This is a genomic window from Hoeflea sp. YIM 152468, assembly GCF_029210485.1.
In the GTDB taxonomy this organism is placed as follows: Bacteria; Pseudomonadota; Alphaproteobacteria; order Rhizobiales; family Rhizobiaceae; genus Hoeflea.
Genome location: NZ_JARGET010000014.1, coordinates 39709 through 64916, shown reverse-complemented (window position 1 = coordinate 64916; position 25208 = coordinate 39709). Strand labels below are relative to the sequence as shown.

Genomic DNA, 25208 nt, shown 5'->3' with positions numbered 1-25208 from the left:
GATTACTTGCTTCCCTGATTCAAAATTCAAAGCCACGGGCGGTTGCCGGATGCTTTTTCCTCATAGCTATCGATGGCGTCCGCTTTCTCGAGAGTCAATGCAATATCGTCAAGTCCATTGAGCAGGCAATGCTTTCTGAAGCCATCAATGTCGAATTTGATCACGCCGCCATCCGGGCCGCGGATTTCCTGTTCTGCGAGATCGATCGATACCCGCGCATTGGCGCCGCGGCTGGCATCATCCATCAGCTTGTCAAGGTTTTCCTGGCTGACCACAATCGGCAGAATGCCGTTCTTGAAGCAGTTATTGTAGAAAATATCGGCAAAGCTGGTCGAGATGACGCAACGAATGCCAAAATCGAGCAGTGCCCAGGGCGCGTGCTCGCGCGAGGATCCGCAGCCGAAATTATCACCTGCGACCAGAATCGACGCCTCGCGCCACGCTGGTTGGTTGAGAACGAAATCCGGGTTCTCCGAGCCATCCTCGTTGTAGCGCGCTTCGGCGAACAAGCCTTCGCCAAGACCGGTCCGCTTGATGGTCTTGAGATAATCCTTGGGGATGATCATGTCGGTGTCGATGTTGACGACCGGGAGGGGGGCCGCGATGCCGGTCAGGCGGGTAAATTTTTCCATGGCTTGATGGTCCTGTCTGTCTGTCTGTGCCGCAGCATCTAACAAACAAACAGCGGAAAAAGAAGTGCCTGCCCGCTACTTCACCGCAAGAAGACCGGCAATTGCCCTTAAATGGTGCAGCTTACATGTCTATGATGGTGCCGCGGCCGTCGTTCCAGACCCGGTATTCCTGCGTGCGGTGATGCTGACCGGCGGTGGTCGAGGCCTTGGCCATGGCCGGCTGGAGCCGTCCCGACAAACGCGCCACGGCAAGTGTGCCTGCGGCCAGGAGGCCAACGACAACGGCCAGTGCCAATCCGGCAAAGACCGCAAACAGCACTCCGAGACCGGCAAAGACTGCGAGAACTTTTCTCATAACGGCGATTCCTTGTTCAACAGATCATATCTGGGGATTGCTGGCGGACCGTTCAATAGTTGCCGCCGGTTCCTGCCGAGCTGCAGGTGCGGCGGTGCCAGGGCAGGTGTGCGAAAAGCCCCTTGCAAGCTCGTGTCGCCAAGGGCCATAAAAGCGACATGACCCAGACCTCCTCCTCCCGCCCGGTTCGTCCGCGCCGCTCCGTACTGTATCTGCCAGCCACCAATGCCCGCGCGCTCGACAAGCTGCCGGGGCTTGGCTGCGACAGCGTGATTTTCGATCTTGAGGATTCCGTCGCGCCGGGCAACAAGGAAGAGGCCCGGGAAAGCCTGCGCGGATTTTTCAAAGACGGCCGGGCAAAAGCCCTGCCGGCAGGGATGGAAACCATCGTCCGCATCAACACGCTGTCTTCGCCGTGGGGGGGCGAGGATCTGCTGGCAGCGCGCGGCTGCAAACCCGATGCAATCCTGATTCCGAAGGTCGAAACGCCCGAGGACATTGTCGCGGTCGAGGACGCGCTGGCGCAGACCGATGCACCGGCGACATTGCGGCTTTGGGCGATGATCGAAACACCGCGGGGGGTGATGAATGCGGGGCAGATCGCACGAACAGCCCGGACCGACGGCGCACGGCTTGATTGTTTCATCACCGGAACCAATGATCTGATCAAGGAGACCGGCGTTGCGCCATTGCCGGGCCGGCCGTGGCTCTCCCCCTGGCTGATGCAGATTGTGCTTGCGGCGCGCGCCTACGGGATTGACGTGCTCGATGGGGTTTTCAACGACTTCCGGAATCAAGAGAGTCTGGCGCAGGAATGCCGTGACGGCCAGGCGATGGGATTTGATGGCAAGACCCTGATCCATCCGTCGCAAATTGCCCCGGCGAACGCAGCCTTCGGTATTGCATCGGAACAACTGGCCGAGGCGAAGGCCATCGCCGCAGCCTTCGCCTTGCCGGAGAATCAGGCGCGTGGTGTCATCAGCCTTGATGGGCGGATGGTCGAGCGGTTGCATCTGGACATAGCCGAGCGGGTGATCGAGAAAGCCGCGCTCATCGCGGCGCGCGAACAAGGAGCATGATGATCATGAAACTGTACCGGTTTCTCACCGGGCCTGATCAGGGCGCCGATTTCTGCCACAAGGTCAGCCTGGCGCTGTCCAGGGGCTGGGTGTTGCACGGCTCGCCGACATTGGCTTTCAATGCGGCGACCGGCGTGATGGAGTGCGGCCAGGCCGTCACCAAGGAGATCGAGGGCAAGGATTATGATCCGGAGATGAAGCTCGGTCAGCAATGAGTCCGGTGCCGCTGGCGTTTGACGTCTCGGATGTGACCGGTCTGGTACGGTTGCGCCGGAATTTGCACCGGGCGCCGGAGATCTCGGGCGAGGAAAAACAGACGGCAGCACTGATTGCGCGCCATGTGGCGGCGTTGAAGCCGGATCGGCTGGTCACCGGGCTTGGCGGGCATGGCGTGGCCGCCGTTTTCGACAGTGGACACCCCGGACCGGCATTGCTGTTTCGCTGTGAACTCGACGGGCTTCCTATCCGGGAAATCGCGATCCGGGAATGGCGCTCGCAGGTGGACGGCAAGGGGCACCTTTGCGGTCATGACGGACACATGGCCATCATGGCCGGACTGGCGGGCGCCCTGGCCAGGCGGCGCCCAGCGCGCGGTCGCGTGATCGTGCTGTTCCAGCCGGCGGAGGAAACCGGAGCCGGGGCGGCGGCGGTGATCGCCGATCCGGCGTTCGAAGCGATTCGCCCCGACTTCGCCTTTGCCCTGCACAACCTTCCCGGAATGCCTTTGGGCGTCGCCGGGATCCGCTCCGGAGCGTTCAATTTCGCCTCCGAGGGTCTCCGGATCCGACTTGAAGGCAAGACCGCGCACGCAGCCCAGCCGGAAGCCGGGTTAAGCCCCGCTGCGGCGCTGTGCGAGCTGGTGACCGGCCTGCCCCTGCTGCCGTCGCGTCTGGAGCTCGAGAGTGGCAGCGCGCTGGTGACGTTGGTGCACGCGCGTCTGGGGGAAGCAGCCTTCGGCATCGCGCCGGGCGCAGCCGAGATCTGGGCCACAGTGCGCAGCATCGATGATGATCTGCAATCGCGGCTGATGCTGGCCGCGCGCGAAATGGCTGCTGGCTGCGCCAGACAGCACGGACTTGCCATGACCCTGGACACTGAAGACAGATTTGCCGCTTGCCACAATGATGCGGAGGCAACCGCTCATGTTATGCAGGCTTTTGCCTCGGAAGGCGCAAGGGTTGAAACCCTCGATCGGCCCTTTCGCTGGTCGGAAGATTTCGGGCTGTTTGGTTCGGTGGCGAAATCAGCCCTGTTCGTTCTGGGTTCGGGGGTCGACCATCCGCGCTTGCACAATCCCGATTATGACTTTCCCGATGATCTGATCCCACTCGGGGTGCGGCTGTTTGAACGTCTTGCCCGGGATATTTGCGGCTGAAGAGCCCAGCTCAGGCCATGGTCAGGTTACTGCGGCCTCGATCAGCTCCATGTCTTCGTCGGAAAGGCCGAAATGATGGCCGATCTCGTGGATCAGAACATGACTGATGATGTCGCCCAGCGTTTCGTCGTTTTCGGCCCAGTAATCCAGAATCGGCCGCCGGTAGAGCAGGACACGGTTGGCCAGTTCACCGGTCTCCATGGTGAAGCGCTCGGTCAGGCCGCGCCCTTCGAACAGCCCCAAAAGGTCGAACGGCGTTTCCAGACCGAGATCCTCGAAAATCTCGTCATCGGGAAAATCGGCAATCAGGATGGCGACGTCGCCGGTCTGGGAGCGAAATCTGTCGGGCAATTGGGCATAGGCATCCCTGGCGAGGGATTCGAACTCCGCCAGTGAGGGCGCATGCCGGTCCCGCCAATCCCCCGTCTGATCTATATGCGCCATGAAATTTCCCTTTGCCGGAGTTGGCCGAATTTGCCAATCAAAGTGCATATAAGGGAATCCATCTGTCTTTTCGAGGCCGGTCTTTGCAATGCTGACGGATCCGCTCTGGAAAGGGGGCAAGGGCGGCGAGTGGCAACGCCAATCGCATGAGCGGGGGCACCGGAGTGGGAAGGCAAGGCCCGCTGATCGCTGGCCGGAAAGGCGCGATTCGTGACATGCAGGATTTCGAGAAACTGGAGCGGGCGAGGCGATTCGAACGCCCGACCCCAACCTTGGCAAGGTTGTGCTCTACCCCTGAGCTACGCCCGCTCATCCTCAGGCCCGTGGGTGAGTGGGCCTGCGATCCGTCCCCGATGGGTCCAGACCGGCGCTATATGGCGCAAGCTGAAATGAATTGCAACAGGGAAATTTCAGTCATCCGTGACTCTGTGCCGGTCAGTGCCGTCCTGCAGGCCATCGGTGGTGCGGTCGAGCATGGCCTGAGCGGGGCGATTCCTACAGAGGCGGGCCCGGAGGCGGGTCCGGATGCGGGCATTGCACCAAGCCGCCTGGTTGCCTATCAAGAACCTTCAAGCCGGCTGAGGGACCGCGCACCGACGCGGGCCTGTCTCAGCACCATGAAACGGACCGAGTTCCTTCCAGCACGAGTTGAGCCAATGCCAAAAACCCGCCAAGATCTCTTTGACTGCCTCGATGCTTTGGCAATTTCTCATTCCACCGTGGGCCATCCGCCAGTCTTCACGGTCGCCGAATCACAGAGTTTGCGCGACACAATCCCCGGTGGACACACCCGGAACCTGTTCCTGAAAGACAAGAAGGGTGCCTGTTTTCTGGTGACGCTGGAAGAAAATGCCGAGGTCAACCTCAAGCGCATTCACGGCCTGATCGGCGCCAGCGGCCGGGTTTCCTTCGCAAAGCCGGACGTCTTGATGGAGAAGCTCGGTGTCACCCCGGGGTCAGTGAGCATTTTCTGCGCCATCAATGACATGCAAAACGAAGTCACACTCGTCATCGACGCCCCGCTTATGGACAATGAGATCATCAATGCCCATCCGCTGAGCAATGATGCGACAACGTCGATCGGGCGGGAAGATCTGAAACGCTTTCTCGCCCATACCGGGCATTCCCCGTTGATCTTGAAAGTTTCGGAATAAAGCACGACCTTAGGACGGAATTGTTTTCAGCAGGCACGGAATCAGAACCATGAGCGATTATGACAACCCCTACGCACCGGCATCCGGGGGGCAGATGAGCGGCACAGTCACCTTCGGCGATACCTCCAAACCGGCTCAAACCGCTGCTGCGAACGCCGGTGAGGTGATCATGGATACGACCACTGCCGGTTTCGCGGACGATGTCATCAAGGCGTCGGCTGATGTGACCGTGCTGGTGGACTTCTGGGCGCCGTGGTGTGGGCCCTGCAAGCAACTCACGCCGATTATCGAGAAGGTGGTGCGCGAATCAAACGGCCGGGTCAAACTGGTCAAGCTCAACATTGATGATCATCCCGCGATTCCGGGTCAGATGGGTATTCAGTCGATCCCTGCAGTCATCGCCTTTTCCGGCGGCAAACCGGTTGACGGCTTCATGGGGGCTCTTCCCGAAAGCCAGATCCGCGACTTCATCGACAAGGTTGCCGGTCCCGCTGCAACGTCTTCCGCCGACGACCAGATCGCCCAGGTGCTGACGCAGTCACGCGACGCACTTGCGGCTGGCGATGTCGAGGCGGCAGCACGGGGATTTGGCGCAATCCTGCAGATGGATCAGGAGCATGTCGGTGCGATAGCGGGAATGGCCGCCTGCATGCTGGCAGCCGGCGAGCTTGATCGCGCAGAAAAGCTGTTGAGCGCCGTTCCGGAGGATGAGCGCAAGGATCTGGAGGTCGCTGCCGTGTTCAAGCGGCTTGAAATGGCGCGCGAAGTGGCAGAGCTGGGCAATCCCGCCGAACTCCAGGCCCGTCTTGCGTCAGACCCGGCAGATCATGAGGCCCGGATCCAGTTTGCCAAGATCCTCAATGCGCGGGGCGACAGGGACGCTGCAGCGGCCGAGTTGTTCACGATCATGCGTACCGATCCCAAATGGCAGGACGAGGCCGCGCGAAAAGCCTTGCTGGAGTTCTTCGAAGCCTGGGGTCCGATGGACGCGGCAACTCTGTCTGCGCGCCGGCAGCTCTCTTCGCTGCTGTTTTCCTGAGTGTCAGGGAGCCGTGCTTTGGCAGGCACTTGAGTTTCCGGTGTTTGGCCCCACATTCCTATCTACAATGACCATTGGGGCTTGAACGTATGCAGGTTGGCAATAAATCCTATCGTGTCGAAACGGATGTACCGGATCAGGTGCCGGTGTTTCCGCTTTCGGGTGCGCTGCTGCTGCCAGGGGCGCAGCTGCCGCTCAATGTTTTCGAACCGCGCTATCTTTCGATGTTTGACGAGGCGATGGCTTCGGATCGCCTGATCGGTGTGATCCAGCCGGCGCTGGCCGAGGCTGAATCCCTGCGGGGGCCGGTGGAAGATCTTTGCCGCGTTGGCTGTCTGGGGCGCATCACCTCCTTCGCCGAGACCGGCGATGGCCGTTACGTCGTCGCCCTGGGCGGTGTCTGCCGGTTCCGGTTGACCGGAGAACTTGACAGCGGCGGCAAACCTTACCGGATCTGCCGCATCGCGCCGTTCTTCGGTGACCTTGAAGCCAGCGATGACAGCGCCGGTGTTGACCGGGATGCACTCTTGCAAAGCTTCAAGGCCTATCTTGATGCCAATGATCTCGAAGCCGACTGGAATTCTGTCGAACGCGCCAGCACGGAAAGCCTGGTCAATTCGCTGTCGATGATGTCTCCCTATGGGCCGGCGGAAAAGCAGGCGTTGCTGGAAGCTGACAATCTGAAACTGCGCGCGGAGACGTTGATCGCGATTACCGAGATTGCCTTGGCGCGGGATTCGGATGATTATGGACGCGTCCTGCAATAGGCGTAACCGGCAGTCATGACAGATCAAATCCCATCGCAGCAGACCATCCGCTCAGCGGGCGCCGTCGACGTCAAGATGCTGGAGCTGCTGGTCTGTCCGCTGACCTATGGGCCGCTGAAATTTGATGCCGACAAGACCGAACTGGTGTCGGGCCGCGCCAGACTGGCCTATCCGGTGCGCGACGGCATCCCGATCATGCTGGTGTCTGAAGCCCGGCAACTTCCCGATGACGACTGAGACGGTCACGGCTGTGGCTTCGCTCACCGCTGCGCCAGCATGATCTTAAGTCAGCCAACCAAATAGAAAAGGTGGAGGCGGGTGTCCAAGAAAGGCGATCTGAGGCGTGAAGCGATCGTGGCCGCTGCCGCTCGGCTGTTCTGGATTCGCGGATTTGCTGCAACCAGCATCGCCGACATCGCCCGCGACGCCGGCGTACCGACCGGCAACATGTTCTACTATTTCCGCACCAAGGCTGACCTGGCACTGGCCGTTGCGGATGTTTTTGCCGAGGAAACCCAATCACTGATCATTGAAGCGGAGGCGGCGTCGCCCGATCCGCGCCAGCGAATCCGCTTCCTGTTGCAGCGGCTTGCGCAATCCAACCGAAGCCGCGTCGACAATGGCTGTCCGATCAGCGCGGCGGTCAGGGATTTTCGCGGCACCGCAGCCGAGGCTTCGACCCGCGCGGGACAAAGTTTCGAGCTTCTCGTGAGCTTCATCGCCCGCGAGTTGCAAAAAACCGGGTCCCGGCCGTCGCTGGCGATGGCGCGGGCCCGCGCGGTGGTGATCGAATGGCAGGGCGGAATTGCACTGGCCTATGCGTTTGGTGACATGACCGTTCTGGCCGAAAGCCTGCGCCGGGCCGAACAAAGCCTGCAATTTTCATCCTGAATCGGCATCGCTGCCTGATGCTGCTGTTCAGATGGCCTCGCCGCGCAGCAGCCGGGGACCGGACTCATCGGGAATTCCCGCCGCCTGATCGATGAAATAACGCTTCATTGCCGGCATCCGGTCCACCAGACCGAGACCGAAATCCCGGATCAGCCGCAGGGGTGCGATATCATTGGAAAACATCCTGGTCAGAACGTCACTGGTCACGCCCATTCGCACCGTGTCGAAACGGCGCCAGATCTGATAGCGCTCGAGCACGGCCATCGATCCGATGTCGAGACCAAGCCGGTTGGCTTCGACAACAGTTTCGGCCAGTGCGGCGACATCCTTGAAGCCGAGATTGAGGCCCTGACCGGCCACCGGGTGGATACCGTGCGCGGCATCCCCCGCCAAGGCCAGCCGCGGCCGGACAAATTCGCGCGCCAGCGTCAATCCGAGCGGAAATGCCCGGCGGCCGCCTTCGAGGCTGAGCGCGCCAAGGTGATGGCCAAAGCGGCGTTCGAGTTCTGCCTCGAAAACAAAATCATCTTCCTTGACCAGACGCTCGGCGTCGCGGGTCCGCTCGGTCCAGACCAGCGAAGAACGGTTTCCCGTCAAGGGCAGGATGGCAAACGGACCCGACGGCAGGAAATGCTCTTCGGCGCGGCCATTGTGCGGCCGTTCATGGGCAACGGTGGTGACAATTCCCGATTGGTCATATCCCCAGTGCTGGGTCCTGATTCCCGCCATGTCGCGCAGCATCGAGCGGACGCCATCGGCGGCGACCACGAGCTTGGCACTGAATCTACGCCCGTCGGCGGTCTCGACCCGCGCTGCATGCTCGGCGAGATCCAGTGCGGAGGCTGCAGCGGACTGATAGATCGGCATGCCGATTGCCGAGGCCTTGTCGCGCAGGGCTTTGACAATGCTGACATTGGGCACCATGTGGGCGAAGGGCTCACCGTCCTCAATCTCGCCGCCAAAGGTGAGAAACACCGGTCGCACCGGATCGGAGGTGCGCGAATCCGTGACAATCATTTCGTTGATCGGCTGGGCTTCAGGCTCGATCGTCTGCCAGACGTCGAGCGTCGTCAGCATGCGCTTGGCTCCGGCGGCGATCGCAGCGGCACGCTGGTCCTTGCGCCAGACTTCCGGCGGGGCAGCGTCAATCACGGCGATGGCCAGCGATGGAGCGGCAAGCTTGATGGCGACTGCCGCCGACAAGCCGACATATCCGGCGCCGCAAACCAAAACATCCAGGTTCTCGGTCGTCACGTTCTTGATCCTTCTATCCGCGCGCGGTTCTGCGGGGGCCAGACGCCATATAGGATGAGGCGCGGCCTTTGCAGCGGCTTCAAGACACCGTATACCGCATTGTCGTCCTCCCGCCCACCTCCGGAAGAGAACCAAATGTCGCGTCCTCCTGCTGTCACTGCCATGGAACAACTGGTCTCCAGCCTTGATCTCGAGCCCCTCGAGCAGGATCTGTTTCGCGGAACCAGCCCGAAAGTCGGCTGGCAGCGGGTGTTTGGCGGCCAGGTGATCGGTCAGGCTCTGGTGGCGGCGCAACGCACGGTGGCGCCGGACCGGCCGGTGCATTCCCTGCACGGCTATTTCATGCGCCCGGGTGATCCCGCCGCGCCGATCATCTATGAGGTTGACCGGATCCGTGATGGCTTGAGTTTTGCCACCCGCTCGGTGGTGGCGATCCAGCACGGCAAGGCCATTTTCTCTCTGTCGGCCTCGTTCCAGAAGGAAGAGGTCGGGCTTGAATATCAGGACCGGATGCCGGCCGTGGCGCAGCCGGAGGAACTGCCGGACAAGGAGCAGATGCGCGAAGCCTTCCTGTCGGGCGCGCCTGATCATATCCGCACCTATTGGGAACGGGAGCGGCCCATAGAAGTGCGGCCGCTGGCGCTTGAGCATTATATTTCCGACCGCAAGCTTGATCCGGAGCAGAAGGTCTGGATCAGAGCCACCGGCCCGGTGCCGGATGATCGGATTGTTCAGGCCGCGATCCTGGCTTACCTGTCGGACATGACATTGCTCGACACAGCGCTGTTTGCGCATGGCCGCTCGGTGTTTGACCGCAATCTGCAGGTCGCCAGCCTGGATCACGCGATGTGGTTTCACCGGCCCTCAAAACTGGATGACTGGCTGCTCTACAGCATGGATTCGCCCAACACCAATGGCGCGCGCGGCTTTACCCGCGGCAGCCTGTATCAGCGCGACGGCAAGCTGATTGCCTCGGTCGCGCAAGAAGGTTTGATTCGGGATCGGACGAAAGCCTAAAATATAAGCTTTCATTAATAGTTGCCTATATTTTAGTCTCCTGCTCTGCGCCAGGCGGATCGAGCCTATTTTCTCGATTCATATAAATATATAATATCAAATAGTTATCAGATTTTTTCCAAACTGGCACGGCATTTGATTGCTGTTGGTTCAGACGGGTTATCCAGCGAGCGCTGGGTGGCCGGTCCGGAGAGGCGGCATGGCCGCGGACAACAGGATGGGAAACCAGATGAAAATTGTGATGGCTATCATCAAGCCGTTCAAGCTGGACGAGGTGCGCGAAGCACTCACGGCGATCGGCATTCAAGGCCTGACCGTCAGCGAAGTCAAAGGCTACGGCAGACAGAAGGGGCACACGGAAATCTATCGCGGCACGGAGTATGCGGTGAGTTTTCTGCCGAAACTGAAGATCGAGATCGGGGTCGCATCGGAAGCGGTCGACGCTGTGGTCGACGCAATCGCAACCTCGGCCAAAACCGGCCAGATCGGCGACGGCAAGATCTTCGTTTACTCAATTGACCAGGCGATGCGCATTCGCACCGGCGAGACCGACACCGATGCGTTGTAAGCCAACAGGAGACACTTCCATGACACCTCAATTGTCACATAAATTTCCGCTTCGGCTTGGACTGATGACGGCAGGCGCGCTGACGGCCCTTGCTGCCCCGGCCTTGGCGCAGGAAGCCGCTGAAGTTGCCGCAACCACGATGGACAAGGGCGATACAACCTTCATGCTGGTCTCGACCATCCTGGTGCTGTTGATGATCCTGCCCGGCCTTGCGCTGTTTTACGGCGGCCTGGTGCGGACCAAGAACATGCTTTCGGTGTTGCTCCAGTGCACCATGATCACCGCAATGGTGATGGTGATCTGGGTGCTCTATGGCTATTCCTTCGCCTTTGGCGGTTCGGAAAGCGCATTCTGGGGCGGGACCGCCAAGATGTTCCTGTCAGGTGTCACACCGGGCAGCGAAGCGGCCACCTTCAGCGACGGGGTAATGATCCCCGAATATATCTTCATCGCTTTCCAGATGACGTTTGCCTGTATCACCTCGGCCCTGATTGTCGGCGCCTTTGCCGAGCGAATCCGGTTTTCCGCAGTCATGCTGTTCGTGGCGCTGTGGGTCAGCTTTGTCTACTTCCCGGTCGCCCATATGGTCTGGGACGCCAACGGACTTCTGTTCAAGATGGGTGCCCTTGATTTCGCCGGCGGAACGGTCGTGCACATCAATGCCGGCATCGCCGGCCTGGTCGGTGCGATCCTGGTCGGAAAGCGCACCGGGTTTGGCCGCGACATGATGGCGCCGCATTCGATGACGTTGACCATGGTCGGGGCCTGTCTGCTGTGGTTCGGCTGGTTCGGCTTCAATGCCGGATCGAATCTCGAAGCCAATGGCGGCGCGGCGCTGTCCATGATCAACACGTTCACGGCAACCGCAGGTGCAATCCTGGCCTGGACCGTGATCGAAGCGCTTCACCGCGGCAAGGCTTCCATGCTGGGCGCCGTTTCGGGCATGATCGCCGGACTTGTTGCCGTCACACCGGCTGCCGGGTTTTCCGGACCGGTGGGGGCCATCGTGCTGGGCGCGGTCGCATCGGGAGTCTGCTATTACTTTGTGGCCGTCGTCAAAAACAAGTTCGGTTATGACGATTCTGCCGATGTGTTCGGTATTCATGGTGTCGGCGGAATTGTCGGCGCGCTGGGAACAGCCGTGGTCAATATGCCCAGTCTGGGTGGCGCCGGCGGTGAGGATTATGCGGTCGGTACGCAGTTCATCATTCAGGCGTCTGCCGTCGGGATCACGATCGTGTGGTGCGGCCTCATCTCGTTCGTTCTCTACAAGATCGTCGACATGACGATTGGCTTGCGTGTCGGCGTTGAAGACGAACGGCAGGGTCTGGACCTGGCCTCGCATGGCGAAGCCGCCTATCACGTCTGATCTGTGATCTGTGACGTCTGCAAAATGGTGCGGCCCGGCTCTCCGGGCCGCATCTGGCGTTTGACCTGGTGACAATGCCGGAACAAGATCTGCATGGTTAATGCCACATTAACCCGCTTGCGGTTAGATTTGGGTGAGATGGGTCCGTGAGGGCCCAAAACCCGATTCGGACATTGTGTACCCATGCAGTCAGGCTCTACTTCCCTTTCGTCAGGCATGTCTTCCCGCGGCTACCGGATGGGAGACCTGGTGCGACGGCAGATCAGGTTTGTCATCGGCCTGGTCATGCTTGCCGGACTGGCGCTCGCCATCGCGGCTCTTGCGACATGGAATGTTGCAGATCCAAGCTTCTCCAACGCCAATGGCGCGATTCCGCACAATGCTCTGGGTTTCCCCGGTGCAGCCTTTGCCGATCTGGTCATGCAGTTCTTCGGCCTGGCCGGCGTGATCGGGCTTGTGCCGGTGTTGTTCTGGGCGATTGGCCTGCTGCGCAATCATCCCGCCGACCGTCTTTCCCGGCGCGGTGCTGCCTGGTTTGGCGGCGCATGGTTGACCGCGGCGCTGTTCGGTCTGATGCCGAGTTCGCAAAACTGGCCGCTGCCCAACGGAATTGGTGGCGTGCTTGGCGACATGGCGCTGAAGATTCCGTCGCTTTTCACCGGTGATTTCCCTTCCGGTCTGGTCGCCGTCATTCTCGGGCTGCTGCTGGCGCCGCCTGCCGGCTGGCTGCTGGCCTTCGGCGCCGGCCTGATTGGCCGCAATCTGCCGGTCACGCGCCCGGAAACAGCCGTCAGCGAGGACGACTTCGACGCCGATGACGCATCGCGGGGTTCGCTGGCATTGGGGGCCGTTACCCATGCCTGGTTTACTTTGCGCGGCAGGATGAGACGTTTGACCGGTCTGGCCGGCTCGCACGCGCGGCAGGCGATGCCGGATTCGCCGCTGGACCTGCATGGCGCGGATGATCGCGCGGCAGGGTCCGGTTTCGCAGCACCCCGACGCAGCGGCAACGAGCGGATCGAACCCGGTTTCGCTGCGGCCGGTCAGGCGCGGACCATTCAGGTCGACGACGCGCCGCCGTTTGATATCGATGATGAGCCACTTCCGGCGGGCGTCCTGTCGAATGATTTCGACGATGAGGATCCCGCAGCGGATTGGCGTCCACAAGCGGCGCCGGTTCGCGCCAACAGCCCGGGTCCGCGGATTGCGGCGCCCGCTGAACGGCCCAAGCCCGGGGCACGGGTGCAGCGGGATGCACAGGGCTCGATGCTTCAGGAGCAGGGTTTTTCGCTGCCATCAGTGCATCTGCTGAATGAAACCCCGCATGTGGTCAAGGACAGTTCGCTGTCGCCGCAGGAGCTGGAGCAGAATGCGCGCATGCTGGAAGGCGTCCTGGAAGATTTCGGCGTCAAGGGCGAGATCATTCATGTCCGTCCCGGTCCGGTGGTGACGCTGTATGAACTCGAACCGGCGCCGGGCATCAAATCCTCGCGGGTGATCGGCCTTGCCGATGACATTGCCCGGTCGATGAGCGCAATTGCCGCCCGTGTGGCGGTGGTTCCGGGGCGCAATGCCATCGGTATCGAACTGCCGAACCAGAAGCGGGAAACCGTCTATCTGCGCGAACTGATCGCCAGCCGCGATTTCGAGACGTCCAAGGCCAAACTCGGCCTGGCGCTTGGCAAGACGATCGGCGGGGAACCGGTGATCGTCGATCTCGCCAAGATGCCGCATGTGCTGGTGGCGGGTACCACCGGGTCGGGCAAGTCTGTCGCCATCAACACCATGATCCTGTCGATCCTCTACCGGATGGACCCGTCCAAATGCCGGCTGATCATGATCGATCCGAAAATGCTCGAATTGTCGGTCTATGACGGCATTCCGCATCTGCTGACGCCGGTGGTGACGGACCCGAAAAAGGCTGTCGTGGCGCTCAAATGGACTGTCCGCGAGATGGAACAGCGCTACAAGAACATGTCGAAAATCGGCGTCCGCAACATCGACGGCTTCAACTCCCGGGTGGAACAGGCGAGAGCTTCGGGCGAGCCCATCACCCGCACGGTGCAGACCGGGTTCGACCGCCACACCGGTGAAGCGGTTTACGAGACCGAGGAGTTCGATCTGACGCCGTTGCCCTATATCGTCGTGCTGATCGACGAGATGGCCGATCTGATGATGGTGGCCGGCAAGGACATCGAGGGCGCTGTGCAGCGCCTGGCACAGATGGCGCGGGCGGCGGGCATTCATGTGATCATGGCAACGCAGCGTCCGTCGGTTGACGTCATCACCGGCACGATCAAGGCCAACTTCCCGACCCGGATGTCCTTCCAGGTCACCTCCAAGATCGATTCTCGAACCATTCTGGGCGAGCAGGGGGCCGAACAGCTGCTGGGCATGGGCGACATGCTCTACATGGCCGGCGGCGGCCGCATCCAGCGCGTTCACGGGCCCTTCGTCTCGGACAAGGAGGTCGAGGACATCGTTTCCTTCCTGAAAACCCAAGGCGTGCCCGAATACCTCGATTCGATCACCGAGGATGACGAGGAAAGCGAAGGCGGCGGGCCGGCAGGCAGCTCCAATCTTGCCGAATCAGACGATCCCTATGATCAGGCGGTGGCGGTCGTGCTGCGCGACGGCAAAGCCTCGACCTCCTATATCCAGCGGCGGCTCGGCATCGGCTACAACCGCGCAGCTTCGCTGATCGAGCGGATGGAACAGGAAGGCGTGATCAGTGCCGCCAACCATGCCGGCAAGCGCGAAATTCTTGTGCCCACTGAAGATGACATCGATCCGCAATAGCGGGCCCGACAAGAGCCGGCGTCACACTGGCGCCGCAGTCTTGCGCGAGATGAAAGCTGAAACGAATCGGAGACAGAAATGTCGATGCAGACCATTTCCACGACGATAGACCGGCCTGACCGGAGCCGCCGCGCTGTTCTGGGCGGCGGCTTGGGCCTTGGACTGACGCTGATGGCGGCGGCGGCCGGACTTTTGGGGTTTCCCGGCCAGGCCGGTGCGGCTGAGAGCGCGCAAAGACTGGCCGATCATTTCTCCTCGGTCAAAACCATGACCGGCGAGTTCATCCAGTTCGGCCCCAATGGCGAACAGACCGGCGGCAAGTTTTTCATCGACCGCCCCGGCAAGCTGCGCTTCAACTATGAGGCGCCTTCACCGATCCGGGTGATTGCCGATGGCAAGGCGGTGGTGATCGGCAATCGCAAGCTCAGGACCTGGGATCTTTATCCGCTCGACAAGACGCCGCTGAAACTGCTGCTGTCGGAGCGCATCGACCTTTCGGCCGATACGGTGAAGGCGGTGAAAGAAGACCCTGACCTGACAACCATCGTTCTGGGCAACAAATCGATCTTTGGTGATTCGACCATCAGCTTGATGTTTGACCCGAAGACCTTCGAACTGCGGCAGTGGACCATTCGCGACGCGCAGGGCAAGGATACTTCGGTGATGATTTTCAACGTCAAGACCGGCGTGACATTCGCCAAGAACGTCTTCAAGGTTCCCTATGAAGAAGTCCATAAGGTCCAGCGCGGCGGCGGCTGAACCGGCCCCGCGCCCGGCCGACTTGATCGCCTCCGGGATCATCTCTGACGACTGAATTGCGCCAAGCGCCCCGGACCGGGTTGCCGTTGCCTGGCTTATCGGCCAAATACGGGCAGGCTTCCATCCATAAAGGCGATCTGATTTGGCGTTTTCGGTTTCAACCTGGAATATCAACTCCGTGCGGCTCCGGCTTCCGCTGGTGCAGCATTTTCTCGAAACCCATCAGCCGGACGTCCTGTGTCTGCAGGAAACCAAGTGTCCCAATGATGCGTTTCCCAGCTCGGCGTTCCGCAAGCTCGGCTATGAGCACATCGCCATCCACGGCCAGAAGGGTTACCACGGCGTCGCAATCGTTTCGCGGCTGCCGTTGTCGGATGATCGCCGGAAAACCTATTGCGACATTGATCACACCCGCAACATTTCGGCCATTGTTGAAGCGCCGGGTTCGCGGCGAATCCGGATTCACAATTTCTATGTGCCGGCGGGGGGTGACGAGCCGGACCGCGAGATCAACCAGAAATTCGCGCACAAGCTCGACTTTGTCGAGGAGATGAAGCTGCTCCATGCAGAGGCTGAACAGGCCGATGGGGTGTCATCGATTCTTGTGGGTGATCTCAACATTGCACCGCTCGAAACGGATGTCTGGTCGCACAAGCAGCTGTTGAAAGTGGTCAGCCACACGCCGATCGAGACGGAGAGTCTTCTGGCGATGCAGAAGGCCGGGGCGTGGGTTGATCTGATCCGCGCCTATATTCCGCCTGAAGAAAAAATCTTCACCTGGTGGAGCTATCGGGCGCGGGACTGGGAGGCGGCGGACCGGGGCCGGCGTCTTGACCATGTCTGGTCGTCTGCCGATCTGCTGCCCAATCTGACCCGCATCAATGTGCTGCGTGAAGCCCGCGGCTGGGAGCGTCCGTCCGACCACGTGCCGGTGACCGCGCATTTCGCATTCTGATGCGCTGCGCGGCGTTTTAACCGCTGAAGCGCTCTGCAATTCTGCCGAGATCGGCGTTGAGGGCTGCAAGATTGTCGTTGATGCGCTGGCGGACGATGCCGGCAATGTCGGGGTATTCCTCCAGCATGCGCCGGAACAAGGGCCGGTTGATGCGGATGACTTCGGCGGTGTCCGGGGCGATTGCCGTCATCGACCGGTTGACGGCGGTGACCATCGCCAGTTCGCCCAGCAAGGTGCCGGTTTCGGCAAAGCCAAGTTGCACGGCAGGACCCGCCTTGCTGCCGCGCGACAATTCGAACCGGCCGAGGGCCACGACAAAGGCGCAATCGGCCGGCGACCCCTCGCGAAACAGCATCTGGCCGGCCTGCAATTTGCGCCTCTCGGCGCCAAAGGCGATCAGGCGCAACTTGTCCTCGCCGATGTCGCGAAACAGCGAAACGGACGAGAGAAGGGCAATGTCGTCATTCAGCGCCACGGATGCTCTCCTTGGGTGGGTCGGGACCGGGTCGGGTCCGGGCTCACGGGACGATCTTGTAGCCGCCGCTTTCGGTCACCAGAATCTCGGCATTTGACGGATCAGCCTCGATTTTCTGACGCAGGCGGTAGACATGGGTCTCGAGCGTGTGGGTGGTGACGCCGGAATTGTAGCCCCAGACCTCCTCCAGCAGGATGTCACGGGTGACAACTTTCTGCTCGGCACGGTAGAGGTAGCGGATGATCGCCGCCTCCTTTTCGGTCAAGCGGATCTTTCCGCCCTTGTCGTCCAGAAGCAGCTTCTGGCTTGGCTTGAAGGTGTAGGGTCCGACCGTGAAGGTGGCATCCTCGCTCTGCTCGTGCTGGCGCAGTTGCGCGCGGATACGGGCCAGCAGCACGGCAAAGCGGAACGGCTTGGTGACGTAATCGTTGGCGCCCGCCTCAAGCCCGAGAATGGTGTCAGAATCGGTATCGTGACCGGTCAGCATGATGATCGGCGATTTGAACCCGCCCTTGCGCAACAGCTTCACCGCTTCGCGGCCGTCCATGTCGGGCAGGCCGACATCCATGATCAACAGGTCGACATGTTCGGCGCGCGCAGCCTGCACGCCCTTGGTGGCCGAGGCTGCCTGAGAAATCGCGAATTCTTCGTAGAGAGACAGCTGCTCGACAAGGGTTTCCCTCAGATCATTGTCGTCATCTACCAGCAGGATCGAGCGGGCGGTCATTGCAGCTTCCTTCTTCATACAGACATGCACGCCGGTTCGGACCGGCGCCCACGATGTGTCAAATGACATTGTGTCCCTGTTTAGGCACTTTCGGCGCGGGGGCAAAGTGTTAAATGGTCAGGTCAGATCACAGCGGGAGCACTTGATTGTGAGAATGAGGTCGAACAAAGCGTCGAAAGGCCGGGTGCAGGCCAGCCCGATCACGGTGCGCCGGTCGCCGATTGACCCGTTGCGCGCCATGGTACGGTGCGGACCAGTGAGCCTTCCCGCGGCCCTGGGGCGGGGTGGCATTGTCTCGTTCAAACGCGAAGGTGATGGGGGGACACCGCGGGCATCGATGGCGGTTCTGAGTGGCTTCCGGCGCGCAGGCATGCTCACTCCGGACCGCGCGGGGGTCGCGTTGCAGCGGGTGAACCGCAAGGACGGCTGGTGCGACGCGCCCGATCATGCGGCCTACAACAGGCATGTGCGCCTGCCGTTTTCCGCCAGCCACGAAACCCTGATCCGGGAGGATGTGCTGTATGATTTCGGCTTCGTGCTCGACTGGAACATCACGTCGCGAAAGCGCGGGGCCGGCAGTGCCATCTTCCTGCATGTGGCCAAGCCCGGCTTTCCGCCGACGCAAGGCTGCATCGCGCTCCACCGCCGCGATCTGTTGCGATTGATGCCTTATCTGCGGCGCGGAACCGTGGTCCGGGTGCTGTAGCAAAGCGATTTCGCTGCAATCAGACGGCTAATCAGCCTTGGAGGCGGCATGGAGCCCGATAAGCAGAGCCAGAACGGTTAGTCAGGGGTCTTCGACCGTTGCGCCTCGACATAGGAGCGCAAAACCGCATTCATCCGCGTGAGGTGTCCTTTGCCTTGAGCTTTGAAAAACTCAAGGATATCGGAATCGACGCGCAGGCTGATCGGTTCTTTGGTTATGGTATGGTTGACGAGTTCGGCATCATCCCAAAAACTCTTAGGCAGATCTGGTGCGGCTTCTGCCTTGAAGGAAGGCTTTGTTTCACCTTGTTCCTTCATCTTGCGAAGGTCGCCAAGTCCTGCTTTTTTCATATACTTCTCGGTCATTCTGACCTCCTTTCCACGCAGTTATGAGGCGGTAGACTTCGCCTCTCTCGGTATAAACGACTGTGTAAATCTCACCGTCGGCAATACCCAAGGCGATCATGCGTTTTTCGCCGTAATCCCTGCGTGTGTCTTCCTTTTCCAAAACCTCATTTTCGAAGATCAGTGCTGCTTCCAAGAGGTCGACGCCGTGCTTTGCATAAATTTCAGCACGTTTGGTTTCGTCCCATTCCAATTCCATTTTCCTGTCCCCGATGCAAAACAGTTCATGGATTTGTTCCTTTTTGGTTGTCACAATCGACATGGGGTAGTTTGGTAAGTCGTATCATACGAGCGGCCAGAAATGTATATACGATTTGTATATACATAGCAAGGGCAAGCATGCTCAGTTCACCCAGTGACGCGGAAAACCGAGGTTCGCTTGATGTCGCTGTCCTCCAGCGCCCGGGTGACCGGCACCATGTACGTGGCGAGCAATTCCATGTCGTCGCGGGGGCAATAGGCCCTGCCCGGATCGCCGACCAGTACTGCGGCGCCACGACGGGCAAGACCTTCGAACCAGGGCCGGATCAGAGCGGCCATGGCCCGGTCATAGAAGACGTCGCCGGCCAGCACGACCTCCCAGCCGTGGTCAGTCCCGACAAGATCGGTGTGCCGGAAGTCGAAATCGACGCCGTTGGCGTCCGCATTCAGCCGCGTGGCCGCCGCTGACCAGGGATCGATATCTGACGCCATGACGGTGGCTGCGCCGGCGCGGATGGCGGCAATTGCCACAAGGCCGGACCCGCAGGCGAAATCCAGCACCGTCTTGCCCGCGACCAGATCCGGATTGTCGAGGATGTGCCGGGCCAGGCCCTGACCACCGGCCCAGGCAAAGGCCCAGAACGGCGGCGGCAGTCCAAGCGCATCCAGCTCGTCTTCGGTCTTGAGCCACAAATCATGCGCTTCATCGGCCAGGTGGAGACGAATCTCGGGCACATGCGGCGGTGCCGAGAGCGCGGTGTTGGCGCGGATGAAGCTTTCCGGGTCGGTTTTCATCCGCTCTCCGGGCGCCGGCGTCACTCCGGAGAGCGCGGCGGATTGTCAAGATTGCCCATGCGGCAAACCTCGAGATACTCCGCCTCGGTGACCGGTTGAACCGAGAGCCGCATCGATGTGACAAGACTCATCTCGGCAAGCCTGGGATTGGCCTTGACCTCTTTGAGTGTCACCGGTCTGGGCATGTCGCAGACAGCGCGAATGTCGACGCATTCCCAACGCGGATCGTCGGTGGTGGAGTCGGGATGGATCAAGGCGCAGACCTCGGCGATACCGACGATTTCGAGGCCTACATTGGAGTGGTAGAAGAACACCTTGTCGCCCAGTTTCATGGCGCGCATGTTGTTGCGCGCCTGGTAATTGCGGACGCCGTCCCACTCTTCGCCAACCTCGCCCTTGGCCTTCTGCATTTCCCAGGACCATTTGAACGGTTCGGATTTGAGCAACCAGTACGCCATCGTTACGACTCCGGGTTTCCGAAGGTCCAGTTGAAGGCGCGGATCTCGGTTGAGGCAAACAGGCCGGCGATTGCATAGGGGTCACCCGCAGCAAAGGCTTCAGCTTCCTGCCTGTCGGCGGCTGCAATGATCAACAGGCTGCCGATCGGCTTTTCATCGTCACCCAGCAGCGGACCCGCCATTTTCAGCACGCCCTTGGCTTCCATGCTTTTGAGATACTCGACATGGGGCGGCCGGGTCGCCATCCGCAGGTCGAGCGAGCCGGGCTTGTCTTTGCACATCAGGGCGTAAAACATGAAATCTCCATCAGGAAGGGGGTTATCGGTGTTTCGCGGCGGGTCGGGCCTTCTATGCCCTGCGCGGCACCGGGTTTCAATCCTTGATCAGGCCTTCGCGCCGCGTTTGCCATGACCGATCACCGCCGCGGCGGTCTGATCGAGCGGCCACCGGGAGCGGGGGGCGAGAGTCAACGCGTCGGCAGCCAGTCCGGCAGCCAGACGCTCGGCGCCTGCCCAGGCGATCATGGCGGCGTTGTCGGTGCACAGATTGAGCGGCGGTGCGATGAAACGGAAACCGGCCTTTGCGGCGCGGCTTTCCAGCGTGGCCCGGATTGCCCTGTTGGCGGCGACACCGCCCGCTACCACCAGCGCCGGTCCTGATCCGGTTCCGAACCGCTCGGAAAACCGCTGCATGGCCATCGAGATGCGGTCATCAAGACTGGAGGTGACCGATGTCTCGAACGCCAGGCACAGATCGGAAATGGTCTGCTGCGACAGCGGCGCCTGCGCCTCGGCCAATTGCCGCACGGCGGTCTTGAGGCCGGAAAAGGAAAAATCCAGCCGTGGATCGCGCCGCATCGGCACCGGCAGGCGGAAGCGCCTGGGCTCGCCTTCGAGCGCTGCCTGCTCCACCGCCGGGCCGCCGGGATAGCCCAGCCCCAGCAGTTTCGCGGTCTTGTCGAAGGCCTCGCCGAGCGCGTCGTCAATGGTGGTGCCCCAGCGCTCGTACTCGTTGACGCCCTTGACCAGCACGATCTGGGTGTGGCCGCCAGAGACCAGCAGCAGCAAATAGGGAAATGGGACCGCATGGGTCAGCCGCGCAGTCAGGGCGTGGCCTTCGAGATGGTTGATGCCGATGAAGGGCTTGTTTGCGGCCATGGCGATGGCCTTGCCGGTCATCAGCCCGACCATCAGGCCGCCGATCAGGCCCGGGCCGGAGGTGACCGCCACTGCATCGATCTGATCGAGCGCCACGCCGCTTTCGTCGAGCGCCTGGATGACCAGCCGGTCGAGCGTGGTGACGTGCGAGCGGGCGGCAAGCTCGGGCACCACCCCACCAAAGGCTGCATGCAGGTCAAGCTGGCTCAACACCACGTCGGAGAGGATCTCGCCGCTGCCGTCGGCATGGCGGCGGACAACCGATGCGGCGGTTTCGTCGCAGCTCGTTTCAATTCCCAGAATGTCCATGCCGCCGATGCCCGTGCTTGTCCCGTGAGAAAGCGCCATCGCCCGCGCATCCGGCCGGACGCATGGGCAATGGCGACTTGAAACCATACATGTGGGTTATCGTTTCGGTGTTTCCACCTGAGCCCGCCATGCCTCAGTCCAAATGTTGCGCTCGGGAGATGATCCCGGTACCTGTCTGTCGGTAACAACGGATCGGAAGTCTTGCAAATGAAACCTTACCGTATCGGAACCCGCGGCAGTCGGCTCGCACTGGCGCAGGCATCTGAAACACGCGACCGGCTGATGGCGGCGCATAACCTGCCGGAAGAAGCCTTCGAGATCGTCGTGCTGTCGACCAAGGGTGACCGGATCACTGACCGGGCGCTGTCCGACATCGGCGGCAAGGGGCTGTTCACCGAGGAAATCGAAGAGCAATTGAGCGACGGACGGCTGGATCTGGCGGTGCATTCGTCCAAGGACATGCCGTCGGTTCTGCCCGATGGGTTGGGGCTGGTGGCGTTTCTCGAGCGCGAGGATATCCGCGACGCCTTCATCGGCCGCGCAGGGCCGCGGCTTGAGGATCTGCCACGCAATGCGGTCGTCGGGTCGTCTTCACTCAGACGTCAGGCCCTGATTCGGCGGCTGCGGCCGGATATCTCGGTGATCATTTTCCGGGGTCAGGTGGAAACACGATTGCGCAAGCTCGACGAGGGCGTAGCCGACGCGACGCTGCTTGCCCATGCCGGTCTCAAGCGGCTCGGCTACACCGAGGTGATCACCGAGCTTCTCGATCCCGAGCGCTTTCCGCCCGCGCCAGGACAGGGTGCGATTTGCATCGAGGCGCGGCTGGATGACGCGCATACCGCCGAGTTGCTGGCCCCGATCAACCATCCCGCCACGCACGCCGCGCTGATGTGCGAGCGGGCGTTTCTGGGTGCGCTTGACGGCTCCTGCAGAACGCCAATCGCCGCGCATGCGACGATTTCCGGGGACAGAGTGTCGTTTTATGGGCTGATCCTGACCCCGGATGGAACAGTGTGGCATGAAACCCGCGCAAGCGGTGCGGTCAGCGAGGCATCCGCGCTCGGGGCAGAAGCCGGCGCCGAGGTGCGTGGCCGGGCCGGCGCCAGCTTTTTCGACAGTTGGGTCTGAGGCAGACCGGTGCGGGTTGTGGTGACGCGGCCGGAACCGGGCGGCCAGCGCACGGCCGAGCGGCTGGCAAGATCGGGGTATGATCCGGTTCGGATGCCGTTGTTTGCCATGCGGTTGACTGCAACGCCTGATGATTTGCCGCCGGTCGGCTCCATCGGCGGGCTGATCGCCACCAGCGGCCGGGCCTTTGCCATGTTCAAGAGCGCTCAGGAGCTGCCGCCAGAGCTGCGGAAGACGCCGGTGCACGCGGTGGGACCCGCCACGGCACAAGCCGCGCGGGAGGCCGGTTTCATGATGGTTCATGAAGGCGGCGGTTCAGCCCGGGCTCTGGCGCACGCCCTCATCCACCGGTCACAGTCTGCCGGAGCGGGGAGCGGCGTGGCCGACACCGCGGGCACTGCCACGGCTATGGTCTATTTGGCAGGCGTGCCGCGCAGACCGGTGATCGAGGCGGCGCTTGCCTCGGCGAGGCGATCGTTTTCGGTGCTTGAATGCTACCAAATGAATGAAATCAGTTATTCAACTGACATTCTAGTTTCAGACTTTTTGTCGCCTGCTCCGGGTGCAATTCTGTTCTATTCGGCCAATGCGGCGCGGCGATTCCGTGCGATTTGCGAAGCTGAAGACCTGCAAAAACGGCTGCTATCGACCCGGTTTGTCTGCCTTTCCGCCGCAATTTCCGCCGAATTGCCCGATGATTGGCAGGGTCGGGCGAGCGTTTCGGACTCGCCGAACGAGGGCAGCCTGCTTGCATGCCTGGCCGCATTGCGCTGATTTGAGGGAACGGCTGCGCCGATTGCGCGTACTAGACAGTATCGGTGCGCCAACTCGTCACGCCCAAACCAGATGAAGCAGGAAACACCATGAGCAAGGGCCCTACCCCTCGACACTCCAAGCCGTCCAAACCGGTGGTCATCGATCTCGATGCGACGGATGTGACGCCGAAGAGCGAAGATCTGAAACCCAAATCATCAGCGACGGGACCGGCGGTCAAGGCATCGGCGGACTCTGCTGGCCCTTCGAAAGCTGCGGGCGCCAGGGCTGCGGGCACGGCGGCGCCTGGCAAGAGCGCCGGCGGCAAGGCCGGTCCGGCGGCCAAAGGCGACGACGGCACGGCAGCGATGCAGGCAAAGGCTGCTGGCGATGCCACATCCACAGCCGAGCCGACATCAGCTTCGGTCGCGGACGAGACCAAAACGCCGGATCCGAAAACCAGGCGGCCCGATGCCGCGCCGGCCACGGCTGGTGCGGCGCCGCGCAGCAGGCTCACCGGGCCCGAGAGGAAGACTGGCAACGGTGTCGGCATGGTGGCAGCCGGTGTGATTGGCGCCGTGATTGCGCTTGGCGGCGGCTACGCCCTGCAAGCGGGCGGCATTTTGCCGGCCCCAGCGAGCGGCGGTGGCGAGGTTGATGTGCTGACGGCAAAAGTCGATGCGATCTCGGGCGATGTCCAAACGCTTGCGAGCCAGGTGACAGGCTTTACCCAGACCGGTGGCGCGGAGATCCCGGCAGAGCTGACCGCCCGGATCGACGCGCTTGAAAGCAGCCTTTCCGCCGCCGGTACCGGCGAGGCTGGCGCAGATCGGGCCGTGCTGGATCAGCTCAGCGAGCGGATTGCCGGCCTCGAGGCCAGGATTGCCGAAATCGGTGACGCGGGCACGGGTGCGGCGATTGATCCGGCGATCACAACCGATCTGAATGCCATGCGTGCCGCCCAGGCAGGGCTTGAGGCATCGGCCGGCGAATTGCGCGCCGATCTTGAAGCGGTTTCCGGTCAAGTCGCAGATCTCGACACTGTCCAGCAACAGCTCATGCAGCAGATCGAGGCGCCGTCGCGGCAGATCGATCTGGCCCGGGCGATTGCTGCGTCAGGCCTCAAATCGGCGATTGACCGGGGCGGGTCGTTCATGACCGAACTTGAAGCATTCGCTTCCGTGGCGCCGGACGATCCGGCTGTGGCCGAATTGCGCGATATGGCCGCCCGCGGCGTCCCCAGCCGGTCGGACCTGGTCGCAGGGTTTTCCGATGCGGCGGCCACCGCGATTGCCGCGGCGGAACCGGTGGATCCGCAAGCCGGGCTAGTCGATCGGCTGATGTCGAGCGCGATGTCGGTGGTCAAGGTGCGCAAGGTCGGCGATGTCGAGGGCGACAGCGCCGAAGCGATCGCCGCGCGGGCGGAAACCCGCCTGCTGAATGGCGATATCGATGCCGCGGTGGCCGAATGGAACGCGCTGCCTGAAGCGTCGCGTGCGGCCACGGCCGGGTTCGGCGAGGCACTGGCGGCTCGCGCCCGCGCCGAGAAGCTGATTGCCGCGGCTGTGGCTCCGCCCGGACCTGCTGCCGCTTCGCCCGCCCCGCCCGAAGCCCCGGCAAACTAGGAGTTCACTC

The 25208-nt window shown here is 61.6% G+C and carries 30 protein-coding genes and 1 tRNA gene; 18 read left to right on the top strand and 13 right to left on the bottom strand.

Going from position 1 to position 25208, the window contains the following annotated elements:
• Positions 1-26: 26 nt before the first annotated feature.
• Together leuD and PZ897_RS08690 are read right to left on the bottom strand one after the other, a co-directional pair.
• Complete coding sequence (gene leuD / locus PZ897_RS08695) at positions 27-632, bottom strand: 3-isopropylmalate dehydratase small subunit (RefSeq protein ID WP_275751710.1); 606 nt, start codon at positions 630-632, stop codon at positions 27-29.
• 121 nt (positions 633-753) lie between these two features.
• On the bottom strand, positions 754-987 hold the full coding sequence (locus PZ897_RS08690) for a hypothetical protein (protein ID WP_275751709.1): 234 nt from the start codon (positions 985-987) through the stop codon (positions 754-756).
• Positions 988-1145: 158 nt separating this feature from the next.
• Between PZ897_RS08690 and PZ897_RS08685 the strand changes: the two genes are divergently transcribed.
• The 3 genes from PZ897_RS08685 to PZ897_RS08675 are packed head-to-tail and all read left to right on the top strand — an operon-like array spanning position 1146 to position 3441.
• Positions 1146-2066, top strand: coding sequence for a CoA ester lyase (locus PZ897_RS08685; protein WP_275751707.1), 921 nt, complete (start codon positions 1146-1148; stop codon positions 2064-2066).
• Between the two features lie 5 nt (positions 2067-2071).
• Positions 2072-2281, top strand: a complete 210-nt coding sequence (locus PZ897_RS08680; protein WP_275751706.1) for a DUF1737 domain-containing protein — start codon at positions 2072-2074, stop codon at positions 2279-2281.
• On the top strand, positions 2278-3441 hold the full coding sequence (locus tag PZ897_RS08675; RefSeq protein WP_275751704.1) for an amidohydrolase: 1164 nt from the start codon (positions 2278-2280) through the stop codon (positions 3439-3441). The genes PZ897_RS08680 and PZ897_RS08675 overlap by 4 nt, the downstream gene beginning before the upstream one ends.
• A gap of 21 nt (positions 3442-3462) precedes the next feature.
• On the opposite strand, the gene PZ897_RS08670 is transcribed toward PZ897_RS08675, so the two are convergent.
• Both PZ897_RS08670 and PZ897_RS08665 read right to left on the bottom strand, forming a co-directional pair.
• Positions 3463-3885, bottom strand: coding sequence for a metallopeptidase family protein (locus tag PZ897_RS08670; protein ID WP_275751703.1), 423 nt, complete (start codon positions 3883-3885; stop codon positions 3463-3465).
• A 234-nt stretch (positions 3886-4119) separates the two neighbouring features.
• Positions 4120-4194, bottom strand: a tRNA-Gly gene (locus tag PZ897_RS08665).
• A 347-nt stretch (positions 4195-4541) separates the two neighbouring features.
• On the opposite strand from PZ897_RS08665, the gene PZ897_RS08660 reads away from it, so the two are divergent.
• The 5 genes from PZ897_RS08660 to PZ897_RS08640 all read left to right on the top strand — a co-directional run bounded on the left by PZ897_RS08660 (position 4542) and on the right by PZ897_RS08640 (position 7736).
• The gene (locus PZ897_RS08660; RefSeq protein ID WP_275751701.1) at positions 4542-5039 is read left to right on the top strand and encodes a prolyl-tRNA synthetase associated domain-containing protein; all 498 of its coding nucleotides are present in this window, start codon (positions 4542-4544) and stop codon (positions 5037-5039) included.
• A gap of 49 nt (positions 5040-5088) precedes the next feature.
• On the top strand, positions 5089-6078 hold the full coding sequence (gene trxA / locus PZ897_RS08655) for a thioredoxin (RefSeq protein WP_275751700.1): 990 nt from the start codon (positions 5089-5091) through the stop codon (positions 6076-6078).
• Between the two features lie 89 nt (positions 6079-6167).
• Positions 6168-6845: an LON peptidase substrate-binding domain-containing protein gene (locus PZ897_RS08650; RefSeq protein ID WP_275751698.1), complete on the top strand. Its 678-nt coding sequence runs from the start codon at positions 6168-6170 to the stop codon at positions 6843-6845.
• A 15-nt stretch (positions 6846-6860) separates the two neighbouring features.
• Positions 6861-7082 (top strand): Trm112 family protein, encoded by a 222-nt coding sequence (locus tag PZ897_RS08645; protein WP_275751697.1) that lies wholly within the window; start codon positions 6861-6863, stop codon positions 7080-7082.
• 81 nt (positions 7083-7163) lie between these two features.
• The gene (locus tag PZ897_RS08640) at positions 7164-7736 is read left to right on the top strand and encodes a TetR/AcrR family transcriptional regulator (protein ID WP_275751695.1); all 573 of its coding nucleotides are present in this window, start codon (positions 7164-7166) and stop codon (positions 7734-7736) included.
• 27 nt (positions 7737-7763) lie between these two features.
• On the opposite strand, the gene PZ897_RS08635 is transcribed toward PZ897_RS08640, so the two are convergent.
• Positions 7764-8990: a ubiquinone biosynthesis hydroxylase gene (locus PZ897_RS08635; RefSeq protein ID WP_275751693.1), complete on the bottom strand. Its 1227-nt coding sequence runs from the start codon at positions 8988-8990 to the stop codon at positions 7764-7766.
• A 135-nt stretch (positions 8991-9125) separates the two neighbouring features.
• Here PZ897_RS08635 and tesB point away from each other — a divergent pair, with 135 nt between their 5' ends.
• The 6 genes from tesB to PZ897_RS08605 all read left to right on the top strand — a co-directional run bounded on the left by tesB (position 9126) and on the right by PZ897_RS08605 (position 16457).
• Positions 9126-10007 (top strand): acyl-CoA thioesterase II, encoded by an 882-nt coding sequence (gene tesB / locus PZ897_RS08630; protein ID WP_275751692.1) that lies wholly within the window; start codon positions 9126-9128, stop codon positions 10005-10007.
• A 217-nt stretch (positions 10008-10224) separates the two neighbouring features.
• Positions 10225-10575, top strand: a complete 351-nt coding sequence (locus PZ897_RS08625; RefSeq protein WP_275751748.1) for a P-II family nitrogen regulator — start codon at positions 10225-10227, stop codon at positions 10573-10575.
• A 64-nt stretch (positions 10576-10639) separates the two neighbouring features.
• Positions 10640-11944 (top strand): ammonium transporter, encoded by a 1305-nt coding sequence (locus PZ897_RS08620; RefSeq protein WP_275751747.1) that lies wholly within the window; start codon positions 10640-10642, stop codon positions 11942-11944.
• Positions 11945-12181: 237 nt separating this feature from the next.
• The gene (locus PZ897_RS08615) at positions 12182-14743 is read left to right on the top strand and encodes a DNA translocase FtsK (RefSeq protein ID WP_275751746.1); all 2562 of its coding nucleotides are present in this window, start codon (positions 12182-12184) and stop codon (positions 14741-14743) included.
• 84 nt (positions 14744-14827) lie between these two features.
• Entirely contained in the window at positions 14828-15502 is a 675-nt protein-coding gene (locus PZ897_RS08610; protein ID WP_275751744.1) for an outer membrane lipoprotein carrier protein LolA, read from the top strand.
• Positions 15503-15644: 142 nt separating this feature from the next.
• A complete protein-coding gene (locus PZ897_RS08605; RefSeq protein WP_275751690.1) occupies positions 15645-16457 on the top strand; it encodes an exodeoxyribonuclease III in 813 nt (270 codons plus the stop codon).
• 16 nt (positions 16458-16473) lie between these two features.
• Here the strand turns inward: PZ897_RS08605 and PZ897_RS08600 are convergent, their stop codons facing one another.
• Positions 16474-16932, bottom strand: coding sequence for a cyclic nucleotide-binding domain-containing protein (locus PZ897_RS08600; RefSeq protein ID WP_275751689.1), 459 nt, complete (start codon positions 16930-16932; stop codon positions 16474-16476).
• A gap of 43 nt (positions 16933-16975) precedes the next feature.
• Positions 16976-17659 carry a response regulator transcription factor gene (locus PZ897_RS08595; RefSeq protein WP_275751742.1) on the bottom strand — a complete coding sequence of 228 codons (684 nt, stop codon included), beginning with the start codon at positions 17657-17659 and terminating at the stop codon, positions 16976-16978.
• 154 nt (positions 17660-17813) lie between these two features.
• Between PZ897_RS08595 and PZ897_RS08590 the strand changes: the two genes are divergently transcribed.
• Positions 17814-18365, top strand: a complete 552-nt coding sequence (locus PZ897_RS08590; protein ID WP_275751688.1) for a L,D-transpeptidase family protein — start codon at positions 17814-17816, stop codon at positions 18363-18365.
• A gap of 77 nt (positions 18366-18442) precedes the next feature.
• On the opposite strand, the gene PZ897_RS08585 is transcribed toward PZ897_RS08590, so the two are convergent.
• From PZ897_RS08585 to tsaD, 6 genes are all read right to left on the bottom strand, one after another.
• Positions 18443-18730, bottom strand: coding sequence for a BrnA antitoxin family protein (locus PZ897_RS08585; protein ID WP_275751687.1), 288 nt, complete (start codon positions 18728-18730; stop codon positions 18443-18445).
• Positions 18666-18968 carry a BrnT family toxin gene (locus tag PZ897_RS08580; RefSeq protein ID WP_275751685.1) on the bottom strand — a complete coding sequence of 101 codons (303 nt, stop codon included), beginning with the start codon at positions 18966-18968 and terminating at the stop codon, positions 18666-18668. The genes PZ897_RS08585 and PZ897_RS08580 overlap by 65 nt, the downstream gene beginning before the upstream one ends.
• 149 nt (positions 18969-19117) lie before the next feature.
• The gene (locus PZ897_RS08575; RefSeq protein ID WP_275751683.1) at positions 19118-19765 is read right to left on the bottom strand and encodes a methyltransferase; all 648 of its coding nucleotides are present in this window, start codon (positions 19763-19765) and stop codon (positions 19118-19120) included.
• 20 nt (positions 19766-19785) lie between these two features.
• The gene (locus tag PZ897_RS08570) at positions 19786-20223 is read right to left on the bottom strand and encodes an EVE domain-containing protein (protein WP_275751681.1); all 438 of its coding nucleotides are present in this window, start codon (positions 20221-20223) and stop codon (positions 19786-19788) included.
• A gap of 2 nt (positions 20224-20225) precedes the next feature.
• Positions 20226-20519, bottom strand: a complete 294-nt coding sequence (locus PZ897_RS08565) for a YciI family protein (protein ID WP_275751679.1) — start codon at positions 20517-20519, stop codon at positions 20226-20228.
• 87 nt (positions 20520-20606) lie between these two features.
• Positions 20607-21689 carry a tRNA (adenosine(37)-N6)-threonylcarbamoyltransferase complex transferase subunit TsaD gene (gene tsaD / locus PZ897_RS08560; RefSeq protein WP_275751741.1) on the bottom strand — a complete coding sequence of 361 codons (1083 nt, stop codon included), beginning with the start codon at positions 21687-21689 and terminating at the stop codon, positions 20607-20609.
• Positions 21690-21890: 201 nt separating this feature from the next.
• Here tsaD and hemC point away from each other — a divergent pair, with 201 nt between their 5' ends.
• The 3 genes from hemC (at position 21891) to PZ897_RS08545 (ending at position 25198) form a co-directional block, all read left to right on the top strand.
• On the top strand, positions 21891-22820 hold the full coding sequence (gene hemC, locus PZ897_RS08555; protein WP_275751677.1) for a hydroxymethylbilane synthase: 930 nt from the start codon (positions 21891-21893) through the stop codon (positions 22818-22820).
• A gap of 21 nt (positions 22821-22841) precedes the next feature.
• On the top strand, positions 22842-23594 hold the full coding sequence (locus PZ897_RS08550) for a uroporphyrinogen-III synthase (RefSeq protein ID WP_275751676.1): 753 nt from the start codon (positions 22842-22844) through the stop codon (positions 23592-23594).
• A gap of 89 nt (positions 23595-23683) precedes the next feature.
• On the top strand, positions 23684-25198 hold the full coding sequence (locus PZ897_RS08545; RefSeq protein WP_275751674.1) for a mitofilin family membrane protein: 1515 nt from the start codon (positions 23684-23686) through the stop codon (positions 25196-25198).
• The last annotated feature ends 10 nt before the right edge of the window (positions 25199-25208 follow it).

What these genes read in the sequence shown, in the direction of transcription:
- leuD (WP_275751710.1), bottom strand. Translation starts at nt 632, where the DNA reads ATGGAAAAATTTACCCGCCTGACCGGCATCGCGGCCCCCCTCCCGGTC.
- PZ897_RS08690 (WP_275751709.1), bottom strand. Translation starts at nt 987, where the DNA reads ATGAGAAAAGTTCTCGCAGTCTTTGCCGGTCTCGGAGTGCTGTTTGCG.
- PZ897_RS08685 (WP_275751707.1), top strand. Translation starts at nt 1,146, where the DNA reads ATGACCCAGACCTCCTCCTCCCGCCCGGTTCGTCCGCGCCGCTCCGTA.
- PZ897_RS08680 (WP_275751706.1), top strand. Translation starts at nt 2,072, where the DNA reads ATGAAACTGTACCGGTTTCTCACCGGGCCTGATCAGGGCGCCGATTTC.
- PZ897_RS08675 (WP_275751704.1), top strand. Translation starts at nt 2,278, where the DNA reads ATGAGTCCGGTGCCGCTGGCGTTTGACGTCTCGGATGTGACCGGTCTG.
- PZ897_RS08670 (WP_275751703.1), bottom strand. Translation starts at nt 3,885, where the DNA reads ATGGCGCATATAGATCAGACGGGGGATTGGCGGGACCGGCATGCGCCC.
- PZ897_RS08660 (WP_275751701.1), top strand. Translation starts at nt 4,542, where the DNA reads ATGCCAAAAACCCGCCAAGATCTCTTTGACTGCCTCGATGCTTTGGCA.
- trxA (WP_275751700.1), top strand. Translation starts at nt 5,089, where the DNA reads ATGAGCGATTATGACAACCCCTACGCACCGGCATCCGGGGGGCAGATG.
- PZ897_RS08650 (WP_275751698.1), top strand. Translation starts at nt 6,168, where the DNA reads ATGCAGGTTGGCAATAAATCCTATCGTGTCGAAACGGATGTACCGGAT.
- PZ897_RS08645 (WP_275751697.1), top strand. Translation starts at nt 6,861, where the DNA reads ATGACAGATCAAATCCCATCGCAGCAGACCATCCGCTCAGCGGGCGCC.
- tesB (WP_275751692.1), top strand. Translation starts at nt 9,126, where the DNA reads ATGTCGCGTCCTCCTGCTGTCACTGCCATGGAACAACTGGTCTCCAGC.
- PZ897_RS08625 (WP_275751748.1), top strand. Translation starts at nt 10,225, where the DNA reads ATGGGAAACCAGATGAAAATTGTGATGGCTATCATCAAGCCGTTCAAG.
- PZ897_RS08620 (WP_275751747.1), top strand. Translation starts at nt 10,640, where the DNA reads ATGACGGCAGGCGCGCTGACGGCCCTTGCTGCCCCGGCCTTGGCGCAG.
- PZ897_RS08615 (WP_275751746.1), top strand. Translation starts at nt 12,182, where the DNA reads ATGGGAGACCTGGTGCGACGGCAGATCAGGTTTGTCATCGGCCTGGTC.
- PZ897_RS08610 (WP_275751744.1), top strand. Translation starts at nt 14,828, where the DNA reads ATGCAGACCATTTCCACGACGATAGACCGGCCTGACCGGAGCCGCCGC.
- PZ897_RS08595 (WP_275751742.1), bottom strand. Translation starts at nt 17,659, where the DNA reads ATGACCGCCCGCTCGATCCTGCTGGTAGATGACGACAATGATCTGAGG.
- PZ897_RS08590 (WP_275751688.1), top strand. Translation starts at nt 17,814, where the DNA reads ATGAGGTCGAACAAAGCGTCGAAAGGCCGGGTGCAGGCCAGCCCGATC.
- PZ897_RS08585 (WP_275751687.1), bottom strand. Translation starts at nt 18,730, where the DNA reads ATGACCGAGAAGTATATGAAAAAAGCAGGACTTGGCGACCTTCGCAAG.
- PZ897_RS08580 (WP_275751685.1), bottom strand. Translation starts at nt 18,968, where the DNA reads ATGGAATTGGAATGGGACGAAACCAAACGTGCTGAAATTTATGCAAAG.
- PZ897_RS08575 (WP_275751683.1), bottom strand. Translation starts at nt 19,765, where the DNA reads ATGAAAACCGACCCGGAAAGCTTCATCCGCGCCAACACCGCGCTCTCG.
- PZ897_RS08570 (WP_275751681.1), bottom strand. Translation starts at nt 20,223, where the DNA reads ATGGCGTACTGGTTGCTCAAATCCGAACCGTTCAAATGGTCCTGGGAA.
- PZ897_RS08565 (WP_275751679.1), bottom strand. Translation starts at nt 20,519, where the DNA reads ATGTTTTACGCCCTGATGTGCAAAGACAAGCCCGGCTCGCTCGACCTG.
- tsaD (WP_275751741.1), bottom strand. Translation starts at nt 21,689, where the DNA reads ATGGACATTCTGGGAATTGAAACGAGCTGCGACGAAACCGCCGCATCG.
- PZ897_RS08545 (WP_275751674.1), top strand. Translation starts at nt 23,684, where the DNA reads ATGAGCAAGGGCCCTACCCCTCGACACTCCAAGCCGTCCAAACCGGTG.